The organism is Namhaeicola litoreus (genome assembly GCF_042679565.1).
In the GTDB taxonomy this organism is placed as follows: Bacteria; Bacteroidota; Bacteroidia; order Flavobacteriales; family Flavobacteriaceae; genus Namhaeicola; species Namhaeicola litoreus.
Window position 1 is genome coordinate 933,783 of the sequence record NZ_JBHTMY010000003.1, and the last position, 21,502, is coordinate 955,284.

At 34.8% G+C, this 21,502-nt stretch carries 21 protein-coding genes; 11 read left to right on the forward strand and 10 right to left on the reverse strand.

All coding sequences use genetic code 11. The annotated features are described in order from the left end of the window. The first annotated feature begins 129 nt into the window (after nt 1-129). The 5 genes from ACFQ39_RS11455 to ACFQ39_RS11475 all read left to right on the forward strand — a co-directional run bounded on the left by ACFQ39_RS11455 (nt 130) and on the right by ACFQ39_RS11475 (nt 5,195). A complete protein-coding gene (locus ACFQ39_RS11455; protein ID WP_377179043.1) occupies nt 130-1,029 on the forward strand; it encodes a DMT family transporter in 900 nt (299 codons plus the stop codon). A 50-nt stretch (nt 1,030-1,079) separates the two neighbouring features. Continuing rightward, nucleotides 1,080-2,336: a cation:proton antiporter gene (locus tag ACFQ39_RS11460; protein WP_377179044.1), complete on the forward strand. Its 1,257-nt coding sequence runs from the start codon at nt 1,080-1,082 to the stop codon at nt 2,334-2,336. Between the two features lie 214 nt (nt 2,337-2,550). Next, nucleotides 2,551-3,846 (forward strand): phosphoribosylamine--glycine ligase, encoded by a 1,296-nt coding sequence (locus tag ACFQ39_RS11465; RefSeq protein WP_377179045.1) that lies wholly within the window; start codon nt 2,551-2,553, stop codon nt 3,844-3,846. A 9-nt stretch (nt 3,847-3,855) separates the two neighbouring features. Further along, complete coding sequence (locus tag ACFQ39_RS11470; protein ID WP_377179046.1) at nt 3,856-4,293, forward strand: GNAT family N-acetyltransferase; 438 nt, start codon at nt 3,856-3,858, stop codon at nt 4,291-4,293. 62 nt (nt 4,294-4,355) lie between these two features. Then, complete coding sequence (locus tag ACFQ39_RS11475; RefSeq protein WP_377179047.1) at nt 4,356-5,195, forward strand: DMT family transporter; 840 nt, start codon at nt 4,356-4,358, stop codon at nt 5,193-5,195. Nucleotides 5,196-5,204: 9 nt separating this feature from the next. Here ACFQ39_RS11475 and ACFQ39_RS11480 read toward each other — a convergent pair whose 3' ends face one another. Then, the gene (locus tag ACFQ39_RS11480) at nt 5,205-5,645 is read right to left on the reverse strand and encodes a toxin-antitoxin system YwqK family antitoxin (RefSeq protein ID WP_377179048.1); all 441 of its coding nucleotides are present in this window, start codon (nt 5,643-5,645) and stop codon (nt 5,205-5,207) included. A 148-nt stretch (nt 5,646-5,793) separates the two neighbouring features. Between ACFQ39_RS11480 and ACFQ39_RS11485 the strand changes: the two genes are divergently transcribed. The 6 genes from ACFQ39_RS11485 (at nt 5,794) to ACFQ39_RS11510 (ending at nt 13,359) form a co-directional block, all read left to right on the forward strand. Next, a complete protein-coding gene (locus ACFQ39_RS11485; protein WP_377179049.1) occupies nt 5,794-5,985 on the forward strand; it encodes a cold-shock protein in 192 nt (63 codons plus the stop codon). A gap of 359 nt (nt 5,986-6,344) precedes the next feature. Beyond that, nucleotides 6,345-9,812 carry a hypothetical protein gene (locus ACFQ39_RS11490; RefSeq protein ID WP_377179050.1) on the forward strand — a complete coding sequence of 1,156 codons (3,468 nt, stop codon included), beginning with the start codon at nt 6,345-6,347 and terminating at the stop codon, nt 9,810-9,812. Between the two features lie 340 nt (nt 9,813-10,152). Then, a complete protein-coding gene (locus tag ACFQ39_RS11495; RefSeq protein WP_377179051.1) occupies nt 10,153-10,458 on the forward strand; it encodes an ArsR/SmtB family transcription factor in 306 nt (101 codons plus the stop codon). A 49-nt stretch (nt 10,459-10,507) separates the two neighbouring features. Next, entirely contained in the window at nt 10,508-10,768 is a 261-nt protein-coding gene (locus tag ACFQ39_RS11500) for a thioredoxin family protein (protein WP_377179052.1), read from the forward strand. Between the two features lie 42 nt (nt 10,769-10,810). Further along, nucleotides 10,811-11,788 carry a permease gene (locus ACFQ39_RS11505; RefSeq protein ID WP_377179053.1) on the forward strand — a complete coding sequence of 326 codons (978 nt, stop codon included), beginning with the start codon at nt 10,811-10,813 and terminating at the stop codon, nt 11,786-11,788. Between the two features lie 362 nt (nt 11,789-12,150). Then, entirely contained in the window at nt 12,151-13,359 is a 1,209-nt protein-coding gene (locus ACFQ39_RS11510) for a multidrug effflux MFS transporter (protein WP_377179054.1), read from the forward strand. Here the strand turns inward: ACFQ39_RS11510 and ACFQ39_RS11515 are convergent. The 9 genes from ACFQ39_RS11515 to ACFQ39_RS11555 all read right to left on the reverse strand — a co-directional run bounded on the left by ACFQ39_RS11515 (nt 13,348) and on the right by ACFQ39_RS11555 (nt 21,444). Further along, entirely contained in the window at nt 13,348-13,530 is a 183-nt protein-coding gene (locus ACFQ39_RS11515) for a CPXCG motif-containing cysteine-rich protein (RefSeq protein WP_377179055.1), read from the reverse strand. The two genes, ACFQ39_RS11510 and ACFQ39_RS11515, sit on opposite strands and share 12 nt — an antisense overlap. Nucleotides 13,531-13,537: 7 nt before the next feature. Further along, nucleotides 13,538-14,293 carry a sulfite exporter TauE/SafE family protein gene (locus tag ACFQ39_RS11520; RefSeq protein WP_377179056.1) on the reverse strand — a complete coding sequence of 252 codons (756 nt, stop codon included), beginning with the start codon at nt 14,291-14,293 and terminating at the stop codon, nt 13,538-13,540. A 10-nt stretch (nt 14,294-14,303) separates the two neighbouring features. Continuing rightward, nucleotides 14,304-14,897, reverse strand: coding sequence for a hypothetical protein (locus tag ACFQ39_RS11525; protein ID WP_377179057.1), 594 nt, complete (start codon nt 14,895-14,897; stop codon nt 14,304-14,306). 4 nt (nt 14,898-14,901) lie between these two features. Continuing rightward, the gene (locus tag ACFQ39_RS11530) at nt 14,902-16,314 is read right to left on the reverse strand and encodes a M20/M25/M40 family metallo-hydrolase (protein WP_377179058.1); all 1,413 of its coding nucleotides are present in this window, start codon (nt 16,312-16,314) and stop codon (nt 14,902-14,904) included. A gap of 39 nt (nt 16,315-16,353) precedes the next feature. Beyond that, nucleotides 16,354-16,965 (reverse strand): nucleotidyltransferase family protein, encoded by a 612-nt coding sequence (locus ACFQ39_RS11535; protein ID WP_377179059.1) that lies wholly within the window; start codon nt 16,963-16,965, stop codon nt 16,354-16,356. Nucleotides 16,966-16,974: 9 nt separating this feature from the next. Further along, nucleotides 16,975-17,994, reverse strand: a complete 1,020-nt coding sequence (locus ACFQ39_RS11540; RefSeq protein WP_377179060.1) for an XdhC family protein — start codon at nt 17,992-17,994, stop codon at nt 16,975-16,977. 170 nt (nt 17,995-18,164) lie between these two features. After that, a complete protein-coding gene (locus tag ACFQ39_RS11545; protein WP_377179061.1) occupies nt 18,165-18,842 on the reverse strand; it encodes an OmpA family protein in 678 nt (225 codons plus the stop codon). Between the two features lie 11 nt (nt 18,843-18,853). After that, nucleotides 18,854-19,369 (reverse strand): lipocalin family protein, encoded by a 516-nt coding sequence (locus tag ACFQ39_RS11550; protein ID WP_377179062.1) that lies wholly within the window; start codon nt 19,367-19,369, stop codon nt 18,854-18,856. A gap of 89 nt (nt 19,370-19,458) precedes the next feature. After that, nucleotides 19,459-21,444 (reverse strand): alpha-ketoacid dehydrogenase subunit alpha/beta, encoded by a 1,986-nt coding sequence (locus tag ACFQ39_RS11555; protein WP_377179063.1) that lies wholly within the window; start codon nt 21,442-21,444, stop codon nt 19,459-19,461. Nucleotides 21,445-21,502 lie beyond the last annotated feature (58 nt).

Genomic DNA, 21,502 nt, shown 5'->3' on the forward strand with positions numbered 1-21,502 from the left:
TTATTTTATTGTATTGAGTGAGTTTGTAATTTAATTATAAACCAGATTTTTTGTACCACAAAATCGAGCGCGTAAAAAATGGTGTTTATTCTGTTTTTATTGTTTATTTTCATCAAAAATTAACAGATATTGGCAAAGCCTCAGTACAAAATAATCATCATCTTGGCATTTATTGCCATTTATGTTATATGGGGTTCTACCTATTTGCTCAATAAAATTATAGTTGGCGAGGTCTCGCCCTTGTATTTGGGGGCTATCAGATTTATTTCTGCCGGAATTTTAATCTTTATCATTTCAAAAATTCTCAAGTACAACTTAGTTGTCTCTCAAAGACAGTTGATCAATTCCGTTATTGCCGGGTTCTTGTTTCTGACCTATGGAAACGGTGTTTTTGTATGGGCTTTAAAATATGTCGACAGCGGATTTGCAGCACTATTGGCATCCACTCAACCTATATTTGTTTTATTACTGATGCGCCTATTATATCAACAAAAAATACTGCCAAAAGCAATTATTGGGGTTGTTCTGGGTGTTTTAGGTATGGTTTTATTGGTGAATCAACAAGGATTAAATCTTCATGAAAATAGTTTAGTAGGGATTTTAATGATTTTTTCTTGTGTATTAAGTTGGAGTTACGCCAGCGTATTTGTAGCTAAAAATGAAATGCCTGTTAATTATTTTGTCAGTACTGGTTATCAAATGATTTCTGGTGGCATTATGCTTTTGCTAGCAAGTCTTCTTTTAGGAGAGGATTGGCTCCCTCCGAATTTATGGAGTACTGCTTCTGTGTGGTCAATGATTTTGCTTGTCATTTTTGGTAGTATTGTGGCTTTCACATCTTTTAATTATTTATTAAAAGTTGTATCGACTGAAAAAGTGTCTACTTCAGCCTATGTGAACCCTGTCATTGCCTTGATACTGGGGTGGTATATTTTAGATGAAAAGCTTTCATTTCAATCTATCATCGCGGCACTAATACTCCTAACGGGTGTTTATTTTATAAATCGTAAAAAGAGAATTTTTAAATAGTTTGAAAAAAAATCAGATTCTATTAAATTGCAAATTAATTCAATGATCAAATGGATTATTTCCTAATTACCACCATACTAGTCACAGTATCTGCTATTTTTGGATATATCAATGTTAGATTTTTAAAATTGCCTAATACCATAGGCTTAATGTTGATTACTATTCTTTTTACTCTGGGGGTTTTTGCTTTAAGTGCCATCGATTCAACACTATTAAATGCAGAAAAATACATCATCACTCACATCGATTTTAAAGAGGTGCTACTTGATATCATGTTGAGTTTTTTGCTATTTGCAGGTGCTTTACATACTAATTTTGAACAATTAAAAATACAACGGTGGCCTGTTTTGGCATTTTCAACATTGGGTGTTCTCATTTCTACATTTTTAGTTGGTACTGCGATGTTCTTACTTTTACCCTTGTTTCAATTAGAGGTGCCCTTTATTTATTGCTTATTGTTTGGTGCCTTGATTTCGCCTACAGATCCAATTGCTGTTTTGAGTATTTTGAAGCAAGCAGGTGCGCCTAAAAAGCTGGAAACTAAAATTGTAGGAGAATCTTTATTCAATGATGGCGTAGGGGTTGTGGTATTTATAACCATATTTAAAATCGCTCAATTAGGAGGTGCTGGAATTGATTTTTCAGATGTACTTGTTCTTTTTGCTCGAGAGGTCCTCGGCGGAATTTTCTTAGGAGTTGTTTTAGGTTATATCACTTATAAATTAATGAAATCTATAGATGATTATGACGTCGAAGTCATTATCACTCTTGCCGCCGTCATGGGAGGTACTGTCGTTGCACATCACTTTCATGTTTCTGCACCCCTCGCAATGGTGGTTGCCGGATTAATTGTTGGAAATGATACAGTGAGAAATAGTGCCATGTCAAAAGTTACTGAAAGTTATGTTGATAAATTTTGGGAACTTATCGATATACTTTTAAATACAATTCTTTTCGTACTAATTGGGATGGAGATGCTTGTTCTTTCATTCGAACTTAGTTACATGGAAGCCGGATTGCTAGCCATTCCGATTATATTAATTTGCCGGTATTTATCCTTGATTGTACCTGTCAAGTTTTTTGAGAAGAAATTAGATTTTGTTCCAAAAACCAATTTAATAATGACCTGGGGAGGTTTAAGGGGGGGGATTTCAATTGCTCTTGCCCTTGGCTTACAACAAGAAATGCATCGTGATTTGTTTCTTGTCATTACCTATATGGTTGTTGTTTTCTCTATTCTGGTTCAAGGACTTACTGTAGGACGGCTTGTAAAAAGTGTGACAAAGGACTTGACGGAGGATGTTTAATTTGCCGGAAACCTATTGCATTTTAGCTTCTAAGGACGCTAAATATTTCATGTAGTGATAAGTCTATTTCCAAGTACCTCGTTTAATTAATAAATTAAATTCTACATTTGTCACAGTTTTTCACGACAACTTATATCTTTCAGTTTCACAGAAGGTCAAATAGATTGGTTGAAAAATATGTAAATTAATATAACACTTCTATTCAATACATTTTTTGAAAAAAGCTAAATCCAATGCCAGGAAAATTTTACTGGTGTCAAAATACGGGGAAACCTTGGATATTGCCAATGCCATGCTAAAAGAAGGCAATATTGTTAAAATGTTCATCGAGGAAAAATCTTGTCGCGAAATTGGCTCAGGATTTTGCTTAAAAGTTTCCGATTGGAAAAAGCACATCGATTGGGCTGATCTAATTATTTTTGATTATACCGGTTATGGTGAAGCGTGCGAAGAATTGCGCAAATCAGGAAAACTTGTTGTCGGTGGCTCACGCTATACAGACCGCCTCGAATTAGATCGAAACTTTGGACACGAACAATTAAAAAAACATAAAATAAAGGTCTTGCCTTCTCATGAATTTTATAATTTTCATGATGCCATTGAATTTATTGAAAAAAATCCTGACGCTTATGTTATTAAACCCTCGGGAGAAACACAGGAACTTAAGCAGCTTTTATTTGTAGGAAATGATGATGAAGGTGCTGATGTGAAGCGAATTTTAATGGCATATGAAAAGTCATGGGGCAATAAATTCGGCAATTTTCAAATTCAGAAGAAAGTAAAAGGCGTAGAGATCTCCATTGCTGCTTTTTTTAATGGAACAGAATTTCTCCATCCGGTAAATATCACTTTTGAACATAAAAAATTGTTTCCAAAAGAATTAGGAGTTTCAACCGGAGAAATGGGAACCAGTATGTTTTGGACCAAAGATTCTCCAATTTTTGATGCAACGCTCAAAAAGTTCGAATCAACATTGGCAAAATCAAATTTTATCGGTCATTTAGACATTAATTGTATTGTAAATGGGAATGGAATTTTTCCACTTGAATTTACTTCGAGGTTTGGATTTCCACAAATTATGATTCAGAGAGCCGGAATTCTGGAACCTATGGGTGATTTTTTCTTTAAACTGGCACAAGGTCAGAAATTCAAAATTAATGTAAAAAAGGGATTTCAAGTTGGTGTTTTTATTGTTGTACCGCCATTTCCCTATGAAGACAAAAAAACATTCGAACTATTTTCAAAAGATGCTGTCGTTATTGTAAAAAAAGAAATGAAGGAAGGTTTACATCCCATGCATTTGAAAAAAGTAGAAGATGAGTGGCTTATTACCGGGGATACAGGTATTGCCTTGTTAATAACAGGAACGGGTCTTACGATGCGAGATGCACAAAAAAACATGTATAATCGCGTGCAAAATGTAATTGTCAACAACAGTTATTACAGAACAGATATTGGAGATCGCTGGCATGAAGATTCGGACAAATTGTGGTCCTGGGGATTACTTTAATTGTATTTTATGCTCAAGGAAATTAGTCATCATCCAAATCGATTTTTCGAAATACTTCCCAAAGATTGGCAAGAGTCAATCATTCCTTATTGGCAGGAACTCAAAGAGGATGCCAAAATTTATATTATTGAGGATGACCAGGAGATCTTGGTAGGAGGGATGGTTTTTTCCAGTATGATTCCTGAAATGAATAAATATGCTGAAGAGGCACTTTCTTGGTATGCAAAGGATTATCTATACATAGGATACCTGTGGGTTTCTGAAAAAAATAGAGGTAAAAATTGGGGGTCCCGTTGGTTAGAAGAGTTACGCACCTTAGATAAAAATCAGAAATACTGGTTAACAATTGAAGAAGAAGGATTAAAAGGTTTTTATTTGAAAAATAATTTTAAGCACATTAAAAGACTGGAATATGATGGTTTAAAAGAAGAATTATTTGCAGATTGATGTTCGATAATTAACTATTTAACCATTTTATTTTGTCATATTTGCCCCTTTAATTTAACTCCATGAGTTCGTACCAAGCCTTAAAATTTATGCTGTTTAGCACTTTTGCTTTTGCTTGTATGAACGTGACGGTGAAATATCTCGATGGATTTAGTGCTGCTCAGATTGTTTTTTTAAGATCGGTCGGGTCGTTATTTTTTACTTTTGGATTTCTTATTAAAAAGAAAATTTCTCCTTTCGGAAACAACCAAAAGCTATTGATTTTAAGAGGTTTAGTTGGCGTTACTTCTATGACATTCTTTTTTATGTCGATCAAATATTTACCTGTTGGAACAGCAGTTTCTTTGCGGTATTTAGCTCCAATTTTTGCGGCTATTTTTGCAGTAATTTTATTAAAAGAAAGAATAGAAACACTAAGGTGGTTATTTTTTATTTTGGCCTTTGCGGGTGTCATTGTGCTAAAAGGACTGGATAAACAGGTGGATACCTATGGGTTACTATTGGTTTTAATTGCTTCTGTTTTTAGTGGATTGGTTTATATCATACTCGGTAAGATTGGAAATACTGAACATCCTGTAGTAGTTGTCAACTATTTTATGGTAACTGCCACCATTGTAGGAGGAATTTTATCTATAGGCAATTGGACCCAACCTATTGGCTTCGAGTGGGTTTTACTCTTGAGTCTAGGGGTATTTGGTTATTACGGACAATTATATATGACAAAAGCATTTCAATCCGCAAGTGCCACCCAAATTGCACCCTTGAAGTATATTGAAGTTGTTTTTACCCTGTTATTAGGTGTTGCACTCTTTAATGAAGTCTATACCTTCTGGAGTTTATTAGGCATGACCATGATTATTGTTGCCCTTGTATTGAACACAAAGTACAAATCAACCCATTAGGATGTTGTACTAATTTGTATAGGTCATTGTGTGAACAAGATTTCCTTTTTTATCATAATACTTCCAAAGGCCAATGGGTCTTTTCCAATGCAAGTATTGTCCTTCAGATTTTAAACTTCCGTCCTCATAAAAAAACTGAACAGGTCCTTCTACCTTATTATCTTTATAAGTTCCTTCGCATTCTTTTACACCTTCCGGATTAAAATCAATCCACTTACCATTCCCAATTCCATCCACATATTCTTGCATAGACTGGTAATTTCCATTGTCATATTTTCCATATAGTACACCGGTAAAAGGAATTTTTGTTCCTGTTTGATAGTATACAGATCCCAATTTGTAGGCTTTTTGATAGGTATCTGTCATCGGTACTAAATCTTTACCTTCCAGGTCTATTTGAGCGTTACAAACCATGGAAGTAAACAAAGCGATGATGTATAATCTTTTCATGTCATTAGCATTTAAGTTGGAACTAAAGTTAAATTATATCATATTTTATTATGCCAAAATTAAGCTAAATTGTAATTAAAATGAATTTTAGGTCTGTATATCAAATAAATATCACCACCTTTGCAACTTATAAATTAAATATATTACAATGAGTAAAGGAACAGTAAAGTTCTTCAATGATGCCAAAGGATTTGGTTTTATCACTGAAGAAGGTAACCAAAAAGAACATTTTGTTCACATTTCAGGATTAATTGATGAGATTCGTGAAGGCGATGAGGTTGAATTTGATCTTAAAGAAGGTAACAAAGGATTAAACGCAGTGAACGTAAAAGTTATTTAATACATATACTTTCAAGTTTAATGAAAGCCCGTCAATATTTGACGGGCTTTTTTTTGTTTAAAGCACTATTAATACATCAAGTCGTCTGCATTTCCAAATAATCTATCATTAAATCAGGTTCATCTTAAATAGTTTTCATAACTACCAAAGATCCTATTGTTTTATTTTAAACAAAATTTTAAGATCTGTCTATCTAAGAACAAATCATAAAATTTGTTACAAAAATGTTTTTTTAACCCCTTGTTTTGTTGAAATTTGTGATGTTTGTATTGCCGCTTAAATTGGTTAACCAATTTATTGGTGGTTATGAATAAAAGAAATATAAAGTCATTCAGAGAAATAAATAAACAATCCTACAAATGAGTAAGCGGCAATCGAAAATTAATCCCAACAGAAAAGAAACGGTACAATATATAAATTTACAATTGGCTTCTTTAGGTCAACCCATTTTTCAGGATCATGAAAATGATATAGACAAGTTTTGCAATCCGAAATTACAAAAACTAACCAGTGAACTTACAAAGGGATTTAAAGAAAAGTCTAGATTACTTTCAAATTATCTTTCACCTGCCGATACCAGAATTCAAGCTTTTATTCAAGATTATTTAAAAGAAATTGATTTTTCCAAAGGGCTAAGGGTACCAAACAACACTTTAATTCTCAATCAAAAAGGACAAGCAAGAGAATTAAGTTTACCTCCCAATGGCTCTACTTTTAAAAGCGAAAATATTACCTCTTATAGAATAAAACAGGGTATTTTAAACAATCCTGTACATGACAAAAGAACTACCAAAGGAACTTTTCATATCGTAGAAGGTGATTTGCCCGTTCCATTGGATAAGATTGAGGTTCCAAAAATTACATTTGCACATTTTTTAAAATCGGCATTTACGCCATCAGATGATTTAAAAATATTACCCTTTACGTCAGATCAAGAAAATAAGGCCAAAGTAATGGTTTCCTTATTGTTGAGACCGATGGTTTGCCCAGAAGTAAAAGGAGTTATTTCAAAGAAAACGATGGAAGTTCGTTTTTTTGCTCCAGGTAGTTTGGTCACTAATCTAGATTTTGTCGAATCTATTTTTGGAAACGCCGGTGATCCTGACCTGGCTCAGAATGATTCCGCTTTGGATCCGGAACACTGGACCGGTCATACCGGATGTATTGTTTTAGCGCCTCAATTAAAAACATTAAAGAAAAGAGATGTTGGTCTACCTCATTACGATGATGCCACAGAACGTCAGAGAAGAGATGGTATGTGCTGGAAAAATAAAGATGAGTTATACAATGATGGTAGTGCGTTTAAAGTGACTTGCCGAGATGATAGGGGAGTAGTGGTTACGATTATTGCCGATAATTATTTTGGCTATTCCAAGAAAGAAATAAAAACCCAGATTAGTTATTCTGCTAATTTATACGGTTTGGTTGAAGAAGAGCATGCCGGAGGCGCCATTGCATTTCCTAGAGGAGTGATGGGGGATATTGTTGATGGAAGCGCGTTTTCCGAAAAATACAATAACCAATATAACTTTGAGGAAATTAAAAAAATATTAGGGGATCGCATTGTGGTAAAACCGGGTAATTACGCTATTGATAAAAAATATCCGAACTTGGTTTATATACCAGAGAATGCCTATATCAATACCAATAACAACAGTATCACATGGAAATATAATGACAAAGCGCAGAAACTCATCTTGTCTCCTTGCAAAACATATATTCATCCAACAGGTAATAAATTTAAGTTAGAAAAACACAAAGCAGTTGCTCTTTGGAGAATTGTCAATACATCACCAGAAGGTATATTTTGCCATAAACCATGTACAGTTTCCGGTGGTGGTAAATCAGAAATTTCAAAATCGATGTTGAATGCCATTACCTATAGCACATTTAATATCATTGATATTGATGAAGACTTTAAAAAAGCTGATGAAATCATTGAATACAATTATTCTACCCGATGGAAAAATTACGATCCGAGTTTACCTCCTTCAAGGTCATTTTTAAGTAAGGGCAGAACTTTAGGATCTGCTGTAAAATTACTCACACCCTCTGATAAGAACAATGATGAATTTAACGAGTTTTTAAGAAATATCCCTGTTCATATCAGATCTTTAGTACTATTTGTCAAGCGATTATACCGTCAAGATCACGAATCGTTAAATTGGAAAGATTGTATGTCTGTAGAAATCGTAAACGGACAAAAGGGCACGGGATTAAAATATTTTAATACGGATGTTGTAGGAAGTTATGTTAGAATCGGGTTTAATCCCGAAGGTCGGTGGTTGTTAAATAAATTGCGCTCTGATTTTTCTGCAAGCCAAAAGATACAATTAGAAGACGATATTACGGCGTCTATCACATTGCCAAGGGCATCTTTTAAAAACTTAAATCCGGAATTTAAGAACAAAAGCTTCAAAGTTGTTGCCAATTGTGAATCTCATTTGTTCCAAAGGCCTGATGAAGCCATAGTAAGGGGATATGATGAAGGTGCGGAAAGAGATCTCGTATCAGATCATGTTTTTTTAACAAACTATGAGTTATTAAAAAAGCAAGACGCGATTGAAATTTATGAGGATACTATTAATTTTGACAAATACACGCAGCCCGTTAAAGATTTGATCTTAGAAATTGTCAATAGTCCGAATGAAGAAGAGTATTTTGCACTTCCCTCACATACGAGAATCGTAGATGGAGAACCCACGAAAAACCCGAGATACCTCGAACGTAATATTTTTATTAATGAAACTGAAGATAGTTATTTAGGTGAAATAGGTGTTCGTCTATACAGAAAAGTTAAGACTGAAGATCCGGTAATCAATGTGGTTAATGCCGTATTGCCAGGAAGAAGAAATAATCCTGTAGATAAAGAAGCAGGCATCCGACCCTTAGCTGTGTATAATCCTATCCATTATCAGGAAACTCCTGAGCTTTTTATGGATTTTATTTGTAGTCTTACAGGTAAATCTCCATCAACCACAGGTGCAGGTTCAGAAGGTGCTTTAACAAAAGGACCATTTAACATGCTTACCCCAACTACCGATCTCAACAATGCCTTGTTATCACATATTCTTACAGAATCCGATGCTTTTAGTACCGCAGCCGGTTATGTGGGTGCTGAGAATAAAGTTGATCATGATATAAGCTTGTTGATCCCTGAAATTTGGGCTCGTTTAGAGCCTGAAGACAGAGATCCTAAAGCTCTGATAGCCAATGGCTCTTTAGAAAAATTAGAAGATTTTGAACACAATGGTAAAAAAGTTTTAGCCAGTCGCTTAGGTTACAGAATAACAAATATTTTCTCATGGCGTTGTTTGAATCGACTTTTCGATGAACCAAATGCCGTGTTTAATGAGAAAATGTTAAAGCCAGAACTGCAAGGATTGGATGATTTTGTTGACGGAATTAACAATATCGTAGAAGCTCAACAAAAAGTGGCTCTTCGGTATTTTGAGGACGGCAGTGTTGAAGCAGCCATTCCTCCATTAAAAATACTATTACATATCATGGCTTACGGACATTTTGAAGGAAAAGAAATAAGTGATCCATCTTTGAGAAAATATTTCGATAGAGATTATGTATTACAAAGTGATTGGTACAAAGAAAGATTGAGATTAAAACAACAAAAGGATATTGCATTCTACAATAAACAAATTGCTTATATCAAAAATTTTATTTCAAATCCGATCAATGCGGATTTGGTTAGTGCTATGGATTTGTTGAAAAAATTAGAGCATTTAAAGTCAAAACTAGAAGAAACAAATTCTACTCAATATTTACAGCTGCTTGAAGGAACAATTGGAGCGGATCCTTTATTTAAAAAATAGGATTCCAAATTCAATTCAATCTATCTTTTGACACCTTGTTTTATTAGACCTGTTGACAGCAGGTCTAATTTTACTTGAAATATGCCAGGGTAGGAGGCTTGGAAAAAGGATTCACCCATAATTTAGCGTAAAAACCCTCTAGAAATGTTTTATCTATTAAATATGTAATGCCTTTTTATCTTTGAACTGAAATAATTTATGACGATATGACGAAGATCATGTTATTCTGAACATTTTCATCGTTTATTTGCGATAAGTGATGAGTAATAAATTGGAGGAAGTTAACCACACTATAGAATGTTAGCAAAACTGACCCTATAAAAGCAATTTACAAGATTAGATGAAAAGAAATTTGGAGCTTATAGCATATAATGAAGAAACTGAAACATTGGCTAAATTTGCCAAAGCTTTAGGTCATCCAACTCGCATAGCAATTCTTAAACGATTGGCAAATCAATGCAGTTGTTTTACCGGAGATTTAGTGAACGAATTCCCTTTAGCACAATCTACGATTTCACAGCATTTGAAAGAACTAAAAAATGCAGGTCTAATTCAAGGAGAATTAAAACCGCCCAAAATAAAGTATTGTATCAATCAAAAAAACTGGGAGCATGCGAAAACCTTATTCCAACAGTTTTTCCATTGATTTTTTTTAAAAGTTTATCATTTATCGTCAAAACATTAGCAATAAAATTATGCGTAGAGTCATTAAAATACTGGGAACAGGCTGTCAAAAATGTCGATCTATGACAGGTGTAGTAAACGATGTGGTTTCTGAAAACAATATTGATGCTACTGTAGAAAAAGTTGAGGACATCATGGAAATTATGAAGTTCAACGTTCTCACCACACCAGCCCTAGTCATTGATGAAGTTATTACAATAAAGGGTAGAGTGCCTTCAAAAGAGGAAGTTCTTTCACTTTTAGAGTATTTAAACCCTCGTTTGGTTTATTGAATTAACCTTGATTCTTTTTCAGTAGTACATGCAAAGTAAGTAATGTTTGATTGGGTACAAAATATAGCGGATTGGTTCGTTTATGATATCCTCATGATGAACCAGGGGCAACATCTTACAGCAGCCTTAAATTTTTTTATTTATGACACCATAAAGATTTTGATACTACTTTTTGTGGTCATTTTTTTTATGGGAATTGTCAATAGTTATTTTCCCATAGACAAGGTCAAAAACTATTTATCAAGGAATGAATTATTTGGTTTAGAATACCTTATGGCAAGTCTTTTTGGGGTAGTTACACCATTTTGTTCATGTTCATCTGTTCCTCTTTTTATCGGTTTTGTGAGAGGAGGAATCCCATTAGGTGTAACCTTTTCATTTTTGATTACCTCACCTTTGGTCAACGAAGTAGCTATCGGACTATTTGTGGGCTTGTTTGGTTTAAAAACAACAATAATTTATGTAATTAGTGGTGTGTTATTAGGAACTATATCTGGCATCATACTTCAAAATCTAAAACTTGAAGGCTATCTAACGCCATGGGTAAAAGAAGTTTTAGCAAACGCGCAAAGAGAGCAAGATATATTTCAAGCAGAAAAACAAACGTTTAAACAACGCTTACCAGTTATTTGGGCAGAAGTATTAAAAATCCTCAAAGGAATCATTCCATATGTTTTGGTCGGTATCGCCATTGGCGGATTAATGCACGGTTATATTCCAGAAGGATTTTTTGAAAAATATATGGAAAAGGACAACCTTTTTGCTGTTCCATTGGCTACCATTATGGCAGTGCCTATGTATATGAATGCTTCAGGTGTATTACCCGTAGTTCAAGTATTGGTTGCTAAAGGAATTCCGTTAGGAACTGCAATTGCCTTTATGATGGGCGTAGTGGGTCTATCATTGCCAGAAGCCATGCTATTAAAAAAAGTAATGACTTTAAAACTAATCGCTATCTTTTTTGGTGTCGTTACACTTTGTATCATTACATCTGGATATTTGTTCAATACGATATTATAGGAATCATTAGTTAATGTTGTTTGTTAAATTCTAATAATCTTAATTCGTGAGAATCGCGTATTTGAAATTTTATTGATCCAAGTACAAAATATTAAAAAGAATTACAGCTATTTCTTGGCTATTTTATATAACGGCAAATTATGGCTACACATCTAAATTAATCTAATGAAGCCCCAATTAGCTTGACATAATTACTATCGATATAAGTCTAAAGGCGTTATATCTGCAATTATGTCAAATATCGCCCAAAAGCGCTATTTCGCTAATTGTTGTTTGTTGTACTATAATTTATATTATGTTAAATAGAATATTTTAAAACTTACCTTCTAGAACAAACCAAAAGAATCCCCTACTTTTGCGCTGTGAAAAAATCAAACCTTCAACAATTCGAGTTTATCGCCCTCATGGCATCATTAATGTCGGTTGCCGCCCTGGCTATCGATGCTTTATTGCCAGCACTAGACCTCATAGGAATTTCAATTGGTACCATAGATAATAGTCAAAACCAGCTCATTATTTCCATGATCTTTTTAGGATTAGGAATTGGACCTTTATTATTTGGACCTTTATCTGATAGTTTTGGACGTAAACCTATCGTATACTTTGGTTTTTTGCTTTTTATTTTCGCAAGTTTTATCTGTCTAAATGCAGAAAATTTAGAGTCCATGATTTTTGGCAGAATTTTGCAAGGTATGGGCTTGTCGTCGGCCAGAACCATCAGTATTGCTATGATCAGAGATACATACAGTGGCGACTTTATGGCCAGAATCATGAGTTTTGTTACGGTAGTTTTTCTACTCGTACCCATTATCGCACCGGCAGCAGGTAAATTTGTTCTGGATCATTACAATTGGCAAGCTATTTTTTATGGTCAGCTGATCATTACCCTATTTGTGACCTTTTGGTTCTGGAAGCGTCAGCCAGAAACTTTAAGCAAAGAGAATCGAACAAAATTTACCTGGCATTTGTTTTCAGATGGTACCAAAGAATTGTTTAAATATCCCCGAACCTTAGGATTTACTGTTATTTCCGGCTTTATCACAGGATCCTTTATAATTTATTTAAGTGCGGCACAGCAAATATTTCATAATCAATACCATATGGCAAATGATTTTCCGCTCATTTTTGCTGGATTATCAGTTACAATACTCCTTGCGACGTTTTTAAACGGAACTTTTGTATTACGTTTTGGTATGGAAAAGTTAGTCACACTTTCGCTCTACGGATTTATATTGAGTTCCTTATTATTTGTTTTACTTTATTCCGGAAAAAGCAATCCTGCTGCTTGGGTACTCATTGCTTTTTTTGCTGTCCAATTTTTCTGTATAGGATTTTTATTTGGAAATCTGAGAGCACTCGCCATGCAACCCATTGGTCATATTGCGGGAATTGGCGCAGCTTTAACCGGGTTTATTTCAACATCAATGGCCATCCCTATTAGTACTTATATTGGAAAGAATATAGAGAATACTGCCCTGCCCCTTTTTCTAGGCTTTTTTATATCGGGTGTTTGCTCTTTAGCCATTTTGTATTATTTGAAATGGACAAAACTCAAAAAGTTACAGATCTAAAGCCTTGATATTGAGCTCTATCAATTCGTTATCTCTAAACACGGGATTTATTTCGATGGGATTACAGCACACTTCACAATCTTCTACATACACTTGTTCTGTGATTGATGGATCCATCAACATTGATATTTCTTGCCAACAATAAGGACACTGAAAAAATATTTCTTCCATGGGTACACTATTTGAACAAGATAAAGATAGCACCTAAACCAGTGACAATCAAAATGAATTTTCGATAAAACTCGTTGTTAATTTTCTCCACCACTTTAATTCCAAGATAGAAACCCAAAAAAACAAATGGAATTAAAAACAAATCTATTTGAAGAGAATCTTTGGTAACCGTTTTCCAAGAAAAAATATGAAAAGGCAATTTAAATACGTTGATGATAAAAAAAAGCCAAGCTGCTGTCCCGATAAATTCATTTTTTGGCAATCGCATGGCAAGAAAGTAAATATTGGCAAAGGAACCCGCTAAATTCCCTATCATAGAAGTAAAACCAGATAGTAGGCCCATCCCACTTGAAAAAAACACATTATTGGGGATATTTCTTTTTTTAGCTTGGTCTAAACCGAACATAATTAGGATCGTCAGTAAAATAAATCCCGCCATGAGTTGCTTAAACAATACTTCAGAAATAGATTGTCCGAACCAAACTCCGAGTAAAACACCTACACACATGGCTGGAAGTAGTTTTAGTAAGTACATCCATCGGGCGTGTCTGTGGTAATAATAAACGGCCATTACATCGGCCAAAATCATTAAAGGAATTAGAACACCCGTTGATGGTTTGGACTCAAAAACATAAGCCATGAGTAAGACCACCAAAACCCCTATTCCTTTGATGCCTGCTTTGCTCATCCCCAAAAAAACACAGGCAACACCAGCCCAGAGGAAATCGAAATTTGTAAAAATTTTATGGAATAAATCTATCACGAAAACTTTTCTAATCCATTAATTTTCCCAAAAACACATTCACTTTTGGGTTAATAGGATTATCGGAAGCTCTCCTTAGGGTAACCACTTGTCCGCAATGCCAAATTGCATCTTCAATTGGCCCGTTGATCAGATTCCAGATGGGGAAAGTTGAGTTATTTCCATCTCGTTCAAAAATAATCAGAAAATCATCTACCTTTTCTGTTTTTTGAAGGATCTGTGAGGCTTTGTACAAATTATTTAATGTAGCTGCCCTCAAATCTTCGTAACTCATTTCCACTTTCTCCTGTTTTTTATTTGGTGATTTTTCAAACGCATTTAAAATGACATTAGAAAGCCCGAAGATATGTTCCAAAGTTTCAAAACTCGTTCTTCCGTTTTCTGAAGCTTTAAAATCGAGATCTTTTTTTGTTAAACCATCTGTAGCCCAAAAATATCTGAAACCCAGTCCATCAATTGTTCTTTGTAAAATGGCGGCTTCTGTTATTTTTTCCGGATACTCCGGAATTGTATAAAAAGGTAAATCAGTTTTTTGTGCTTCCAATTGGATAGAATTTAGAAAGATGATGAAAACAATTTGAATTTTTAAAATTTTAAGGAGCATAGATTTAATGTTTTAAAGAATTTTCTTGCAATCCATATTTATCGAATAAATAAACCATAGAAGTCATGGTAGCAGTACCTAATTCCAATTCACGCTTGTTCACCGCATCAAATGTGTCGCTGGATGCATGATGGTAATCAAAATAACGCTGAGAATCGGGTCTTAAACCTGCTAAAACAGTATGCTCACTTTTTAATGGTCCTATATCTGCGCCACTTCCCTCCTGCTTAAAATAGTGAATTAAATAAGGTTCAAACAGGGGTTTCCATTGCAATACTTGGTTAAAATACGACGCGTTACAATCAAAAGAAAAACCTCTGGGTGTAAACCCTCCACTATCACTCTCTAAGGCGAATATATGGCGCTCATTTTTCTTTTTTGCTTCTTCTGCATATTTTAGCCCTCCTCTCAGACCATTTTCCTCATTCATAAAAAGTACTGCTCTAATGGTTCTTTTAGGTTTAATTCCGGTTAATTTTAAAAGTCTTAAAACATCCATCGATTGTACGACACCAGCCCCATCATCATGAGCCCCATCTCCGAGATCCCAACTATCTAAATGTCCGCCTACTAATATTATTTCATTCGGGAATTCACTGCCCTTTATTTCAGCTATCACATTATGAGAAAGCACATCGTCAAACTGTTTACATGACATTTTCAAGTAGAGACTCAGCGAAGACTCTTCTTTTAAGAGCTTTGACAATTTTTCCGCATCGTTCGTACTAATGGCAACAGATGGGATTCTGTTTTCAACTGCTAAATCACCATATGTCATAGAACCTGTATGAGGAAAATCATCTAGGCGAAGGTTTAAAGATCTTACAACAACCGCTTTTGCCCCGAGTTTTCCCGCTTCCAAAGCACCGGAATATCTTTGGTTAACACAGTTCCCATATGCCTTAAAGGTGTGTATTTGTGTCGGATCCATTGGCTCATTTAGAAAGACAATTCTTCCTTTCACATCCTCCGGAGTTAATTTTTCTAATGCATTCATTCCATTCACTTCTATCACTTCTCCTTCAAGACCTTTTTCAGGTGTGCCAATAGACCCACCTAAAGCACAGATGTTTACTGTTATTTTTTTATCGTTAACCCTTAAAAATGCTTCTTCCGGTTTACCTCTCTCCCATTTTGGTACCAGCACGGGTTGTAGGTATACGTCAAATCCTAATTTTTCTAATTCTTGTTTTGTGTATTCAACAGCCAATTTTGCATTTTCAGAACCAGATAATCGCCCTCCAATTGTATTTGATAAATGAGCTAACCAGGCATAACTTTGACCTTGGGTTAAAGAGTTGTCATAAAACGATTTGATTTGGGCCTCATCATTTTGGCCATAGATAGCAAAAACCGCAAAAAAGAAAAGGACTTGGTGCAAAAAAAAGTAGTTCTTTCGAATTGAGGATTTCTTCATGTAAATATTTTTAAAAGGAAATAAATATAAACAGAATTATCAGATTGAATTAAGGTAATCCGAATAATCATCCAAATTATCAATATCCAATAAATTATTTTGCTCTTCTAAAAGTTCAACATCCCCAATATTTGCCATCAAAATCTTTTTTGCACCTACGTCTCCTGTTAGCTCATTTAAGTCTTTAAAATACATTTTTCCAAAAACTGCAGGTACACCTGGGGTGTTGTTATAATTTGAGCAAACAATATTTTTTTTATTATCTATATACTTATTTATAAGCTGTTTATAATACTCTAAATCAATTAAAGGTTGATCTACTAAAACAAAAAGAATGGCATTTATTTCCTTGGAAAATTCCATGATATACCCAGTGGAAAAAGCGATCGAATTACCTAAACCCTTTTGCCAATTTTTATTAATAATGATCTCAACTGGAAAATGAGTTATTCTTGGTTTAATTGTTTCAGCATGCGCACCTATAGTAACGAACACATTTGAAGTTTCAAGCTTCATGGCTTTTTCAATGATTTCTTCTAAAAACGAACGTTTGGAACCAGGTAGAAGTTGTTTAATTTTCCCCATTCTTGAACCTGCTCCAGCAGCCAGAATGACAACAGCCATTTCTTTATTTAGATTAATTGAAGGCAATATTTTTATCTAAGAATGAATTTTTCCTTTTATGGAAACCAAAAAACTGGGCTCTTTTTTCTTTTGAACGGCTTGAATTTCTGCACAAATAGATAAGGCAATCTCTTGGGGAGTTACCGCACCAATATTTAAACCGGCAGGCGAAAATATTTTTTCTAAAAAGGATTCTTTGACTAAAATATTCTTCTCGATGAGTGCATTAAGCAATTTTTCTCTTCTTTTCACAGGCCCTAAGATTCCTATATAAAACACCTCTACATCTTGTAGTTTTTCCAAAAAATGTAAATCTTTTACAAAGTTATGATTCATGAGTACAACAGCGCTTGGGGCAATAATGTTAGATCCGTTGAATTGTTCGGGTAAGCTATATTCTATTTCATCTGCCCCCGGAAAATCAGCTAACACTTGTTCATCTGTTGGCTGGGTAATCACTTTAACATTCCAACCCAAAAAAGCTCCGATTTTCACGAGTTGAACCGCATCGTGTTCTGCTCCAATCACTAATAATTGTAAAGAAGGTTTTAAAACATCGATCAACTTTTCCATTTTCTGTAAAGCAAAACCTACTTCATGCCTATCAATGAAAGTATACACTTCTGATCCAAATAAAATTTTCGATCTGTAATTTTCATTACTACTAATTTCCTTTTGATAATGACTGTGAATTTCAAAACATTCTCTATTCTTTAAAGCTGAATTAAATCTACTTATTACTTCGGATGAAGGATCAAATGGTTCAATCAATATGTACAAAATTCCTTCGCATCCTAATCTATATCTGCCATCATAGGTCATAATTTTCGGCATATCGGTCTCTAAAACAGAAACCGCTTGTCGACAAACTTCCTTTTCGACACAACCACCACTGACAGCTCCGGTCATATTCATTTTAGAATCAATTAGCATTCGAACACCAGGCTTTCGATAAGAAGAACCATCTAAGGCTACGACTGTTGCGAGTACACATTTAAACCCTTTGTTTTTTGCCAATAAAAAGCCCGAAATAATTTCTTTAAATTCGTGAGTCATGAAGTCTGATTAAAAATTCATTTTATGCATAGATACTTCTCTAAAGTATAAAAAATGATTGAAATTGAAACCATAAAATGAATAAAACCATACCATCATCTTACTGCAAATTGTCCAAAAACAAAAAAAGGCCAGTAAACTGACCTTTTTAAAAATTTTAAATCCGATACTTATTCCGTTTGGGCTTTGGCATCTTGAATCATCTGTTCATTTGCAGCAATACCAATCTCTACACGTCTGTTTTTTGCTTGGTTTTCTTTACTGTCATTTGGGAATCTGGGGCTTGCCTCGCCATAACCTTTTACACTAGCGAATCTAGCTGCGGCAACTCCTTGGGTTTTTAAATAAGATTCTACAGATTTTGCTCTTCTTTCTGATAATTTTAAATTGTAAGAATCCTCGCCGGTATCGTCAGTATAACCTTCTATCATTAAATCTGTATCAGGAAATTCGATAAAAACTTCGGCAATGGCATTTAAATTTTGTTTTGCAGTCTCTGTTAGATCTGCACTATTCAAGGCAAAATTCACTCCACTTTTGTCGTCAAAAACAACTTGGATCCCCTCGCCCACTCTTTTTACTTCTGCTCCCGGGACTGCCTCTTCTATTTTATCGGCCTGTTTATCCATATGGTTTCCTATCAACCCTCCGGCAGCGCCACCTATGGCTGCACCAATTAAGGCTCCTCCAATATTTCCTCCAATTAAGCCACCAACAAGTGAGCCGGCTGCAACACCAAGACCTGCACCTTTTTGCGTGTTATTGGCATTTTGAAGAGCAGTGCAGCTACCCAAAGTAAGTCCTAAGACCAAAAGCATTGATAATGATATACTTGTAATTCTTTTCATTTTTATAAAAATTATAGGGTTATGTCTTCAGAAACTTTTGTGTAAGTAAGCAATACATCGAATGGATTTCCTTCATACGTTGTAGCTACTCTCATGATCATTGAATTTGGTGTCAACTCGTCAATATTGCTACGGTAACCTGTATTGGCTCCATCGAGTGATTTACCTTTTTCATCAACGTATTTAAACTGAAATTGATAAGTGGCATCTCCGGGTTCGTAAAAAGACCAATGAATTCGGTTAGTTACGGCCTCGCAACTTGAACCACCAGGTAATGAAAACTTACCGGAACCGTTGTTAGGAATAAAAACCCATTGACTTCCTTTAAAACAAGGAGAGTCAGCCAGGTCGAATAAGAAAGCTTTATAAAGTCCTTTGTCACCTACAAATCTAATGTCTGTAATTTCCCAAGTGCCTTTAAGTGTTTTTTTACTTAATTTTTCTGCTTTGGGAGCTGACGTAGTTGATGAAGATGAACTACAAGATATGATGACCAAAGCAAAAATGAAGAATAGTACTTTTTTCATTTTAAAAAGGGTTTAGTTATTAATTAGTCAAATTTAATTAAAATTAATTAATGTTAACTAAATAATTTTAGGGCTTTATAAAACAAATCTTAAAATAATAATAGTTCTTTCATTGCTTTTTCAATTCGATTGATTGGCAAAAAATTATCCTCTAAGGTTTTTGAGAATGGTACTGGAGTTTCTAAACTTCCAACGCGTTTTACCGGCGCATCCAAATACTGAAAACAGTTTTCTGTGATTAATGCTGAAATTTCAGAAGCCAAACCTCCAAACAACGTATCTTCTTGAACTATGATCACTCGATTTGTTTTCTTCACAGATTCAAAAATAGTTTCTGTATCCAGGGGAATTAAGGATCTCAAATCTATAAGATCAGCACTTATTTTTTCTTTCTGCACTATTTCAATAACCCAATGAACAGCAGCCCCATAGGTAACAACAGTTATATCATTCCCTGATTTCAACACATTTGCTTTCCCAAAAGGAATGTGGTAATAATCTGTAGGAACATTTTCTCGCACAGAGCGATACAGCATTTTATGTTCAAAAAATATCACCGGATTGGGATCTTCAATGGCTGTAGCCAATAAACCTTTTGCATCAGCAGGAAAAGCGGGATAAACAACCTTTAAACCAGGTGTTTTAAAAAACCAGGCCTCATTGGTTTGACTATGAAATGGTCCCGCACCTACTCCAGCTCCGCATGGCATTCGAAGCACAGTATCACTCATTTGCCCCCAGCGGTAGTAAGATTTTGCGAGCACATTCACCACTGGATTAAAACCAGAAGTAACAAAATCAGAAAACTGTAATTCCACAACAGATTTTATACCTTTTACAGATAGTCCATAGGCGGTCTCTATGATAGAAGATTCACATATTGGGGTATTTCTAACTCGCGCTTTGCCATACTTTTCAACAAAACCTTCAGTAATTTTAAAAACTCCGCCATATTCCGCAATGTCTTGTCCCATAAGAACAAGATCCGGAAATCTTTCCATCGATTGATCTAGAGCCTCCGAGACAGCGTCTACAAACCTGAGTTCTTTGGTTTTTTCACTCGGATGAACGAGTTTGAACTCTGAATTTGCATAAACATCAGAGATTTCATTTTCTTCATTAAAGGAGATTTCAGGATAGGCTCTCGCGATATCTAATTCTTCATTTATCTCGTGAACAATTGCTTCTTTGATCTGAATATCAACCTCATCGCATAAAATATTTTGATCTTTTAGAAAGGCTCTAAAATTTTCTAATGGATCTTTTGCTGCCCAAAAATCAAGCAATTCTTGTGGAACGTATTTCGTACCGCTAGCTTCTTCATGTCCTCTTACTCTAAAAGTTTTAAATTCTAACAGTACGGGTCTTGGATGTACTCTTACACTTTTTGCTATCTCATTGACTTTTTGATAAACATCAACTACATTATTTCCGTCTATGATATGACTTTCCATCCCATAACCTAATGCCCTATCCGCTAAATTTTCGCAATTGAACTGTTCTGATATGGGTGTAGAAAGTCCGTAACCATTGTTCTCAATACAAAATAAAACGGGAAGTTTCCATACAGATGCCACATTTAAAGCCTCATGAAAATCTCCCTCACTCGTCCCCCCTTCTCCTGTAAATACAGCAGTTAATTTATTCGTGTTTTTAAGAACTTCAGCCAAAGCGATTCCATTTGCGATACCCAATTGCGGACCTAAATGAGAGATCATTCCAACGATTTTGTACTCTTGGGTGCCAAAATGGAATGATCTCTCTCTACCTTTTGAAAAACCCTCCAATTTTCCTTGCCATTGAGCAAATAACTTTCTAAGTGGTATATTCCTAGAAGTAAATACACCCAAATTTCGATGCATGGGTAAAATAAACTCGTCATTTTGAAGGGAAAGGGTGACTCCAATTGAAATTGCTTCCTGTCCAATTCCTGAAAACCATTTAGAAATTTTTCCTTGTCTGAGTAAAACAAGCATTTTTTCTTCGATCAATCTTGGTTTTAACATAGATTGATAAAGTTGTATCAACATCTCCTGGCTGAGATTTGAAGTTTCGAATGACATTGGACTATTCATAAATAAAAATTGCTTGCTAAATTAGAACTAAGTGTTGAAAAATCATACATTTATTTAG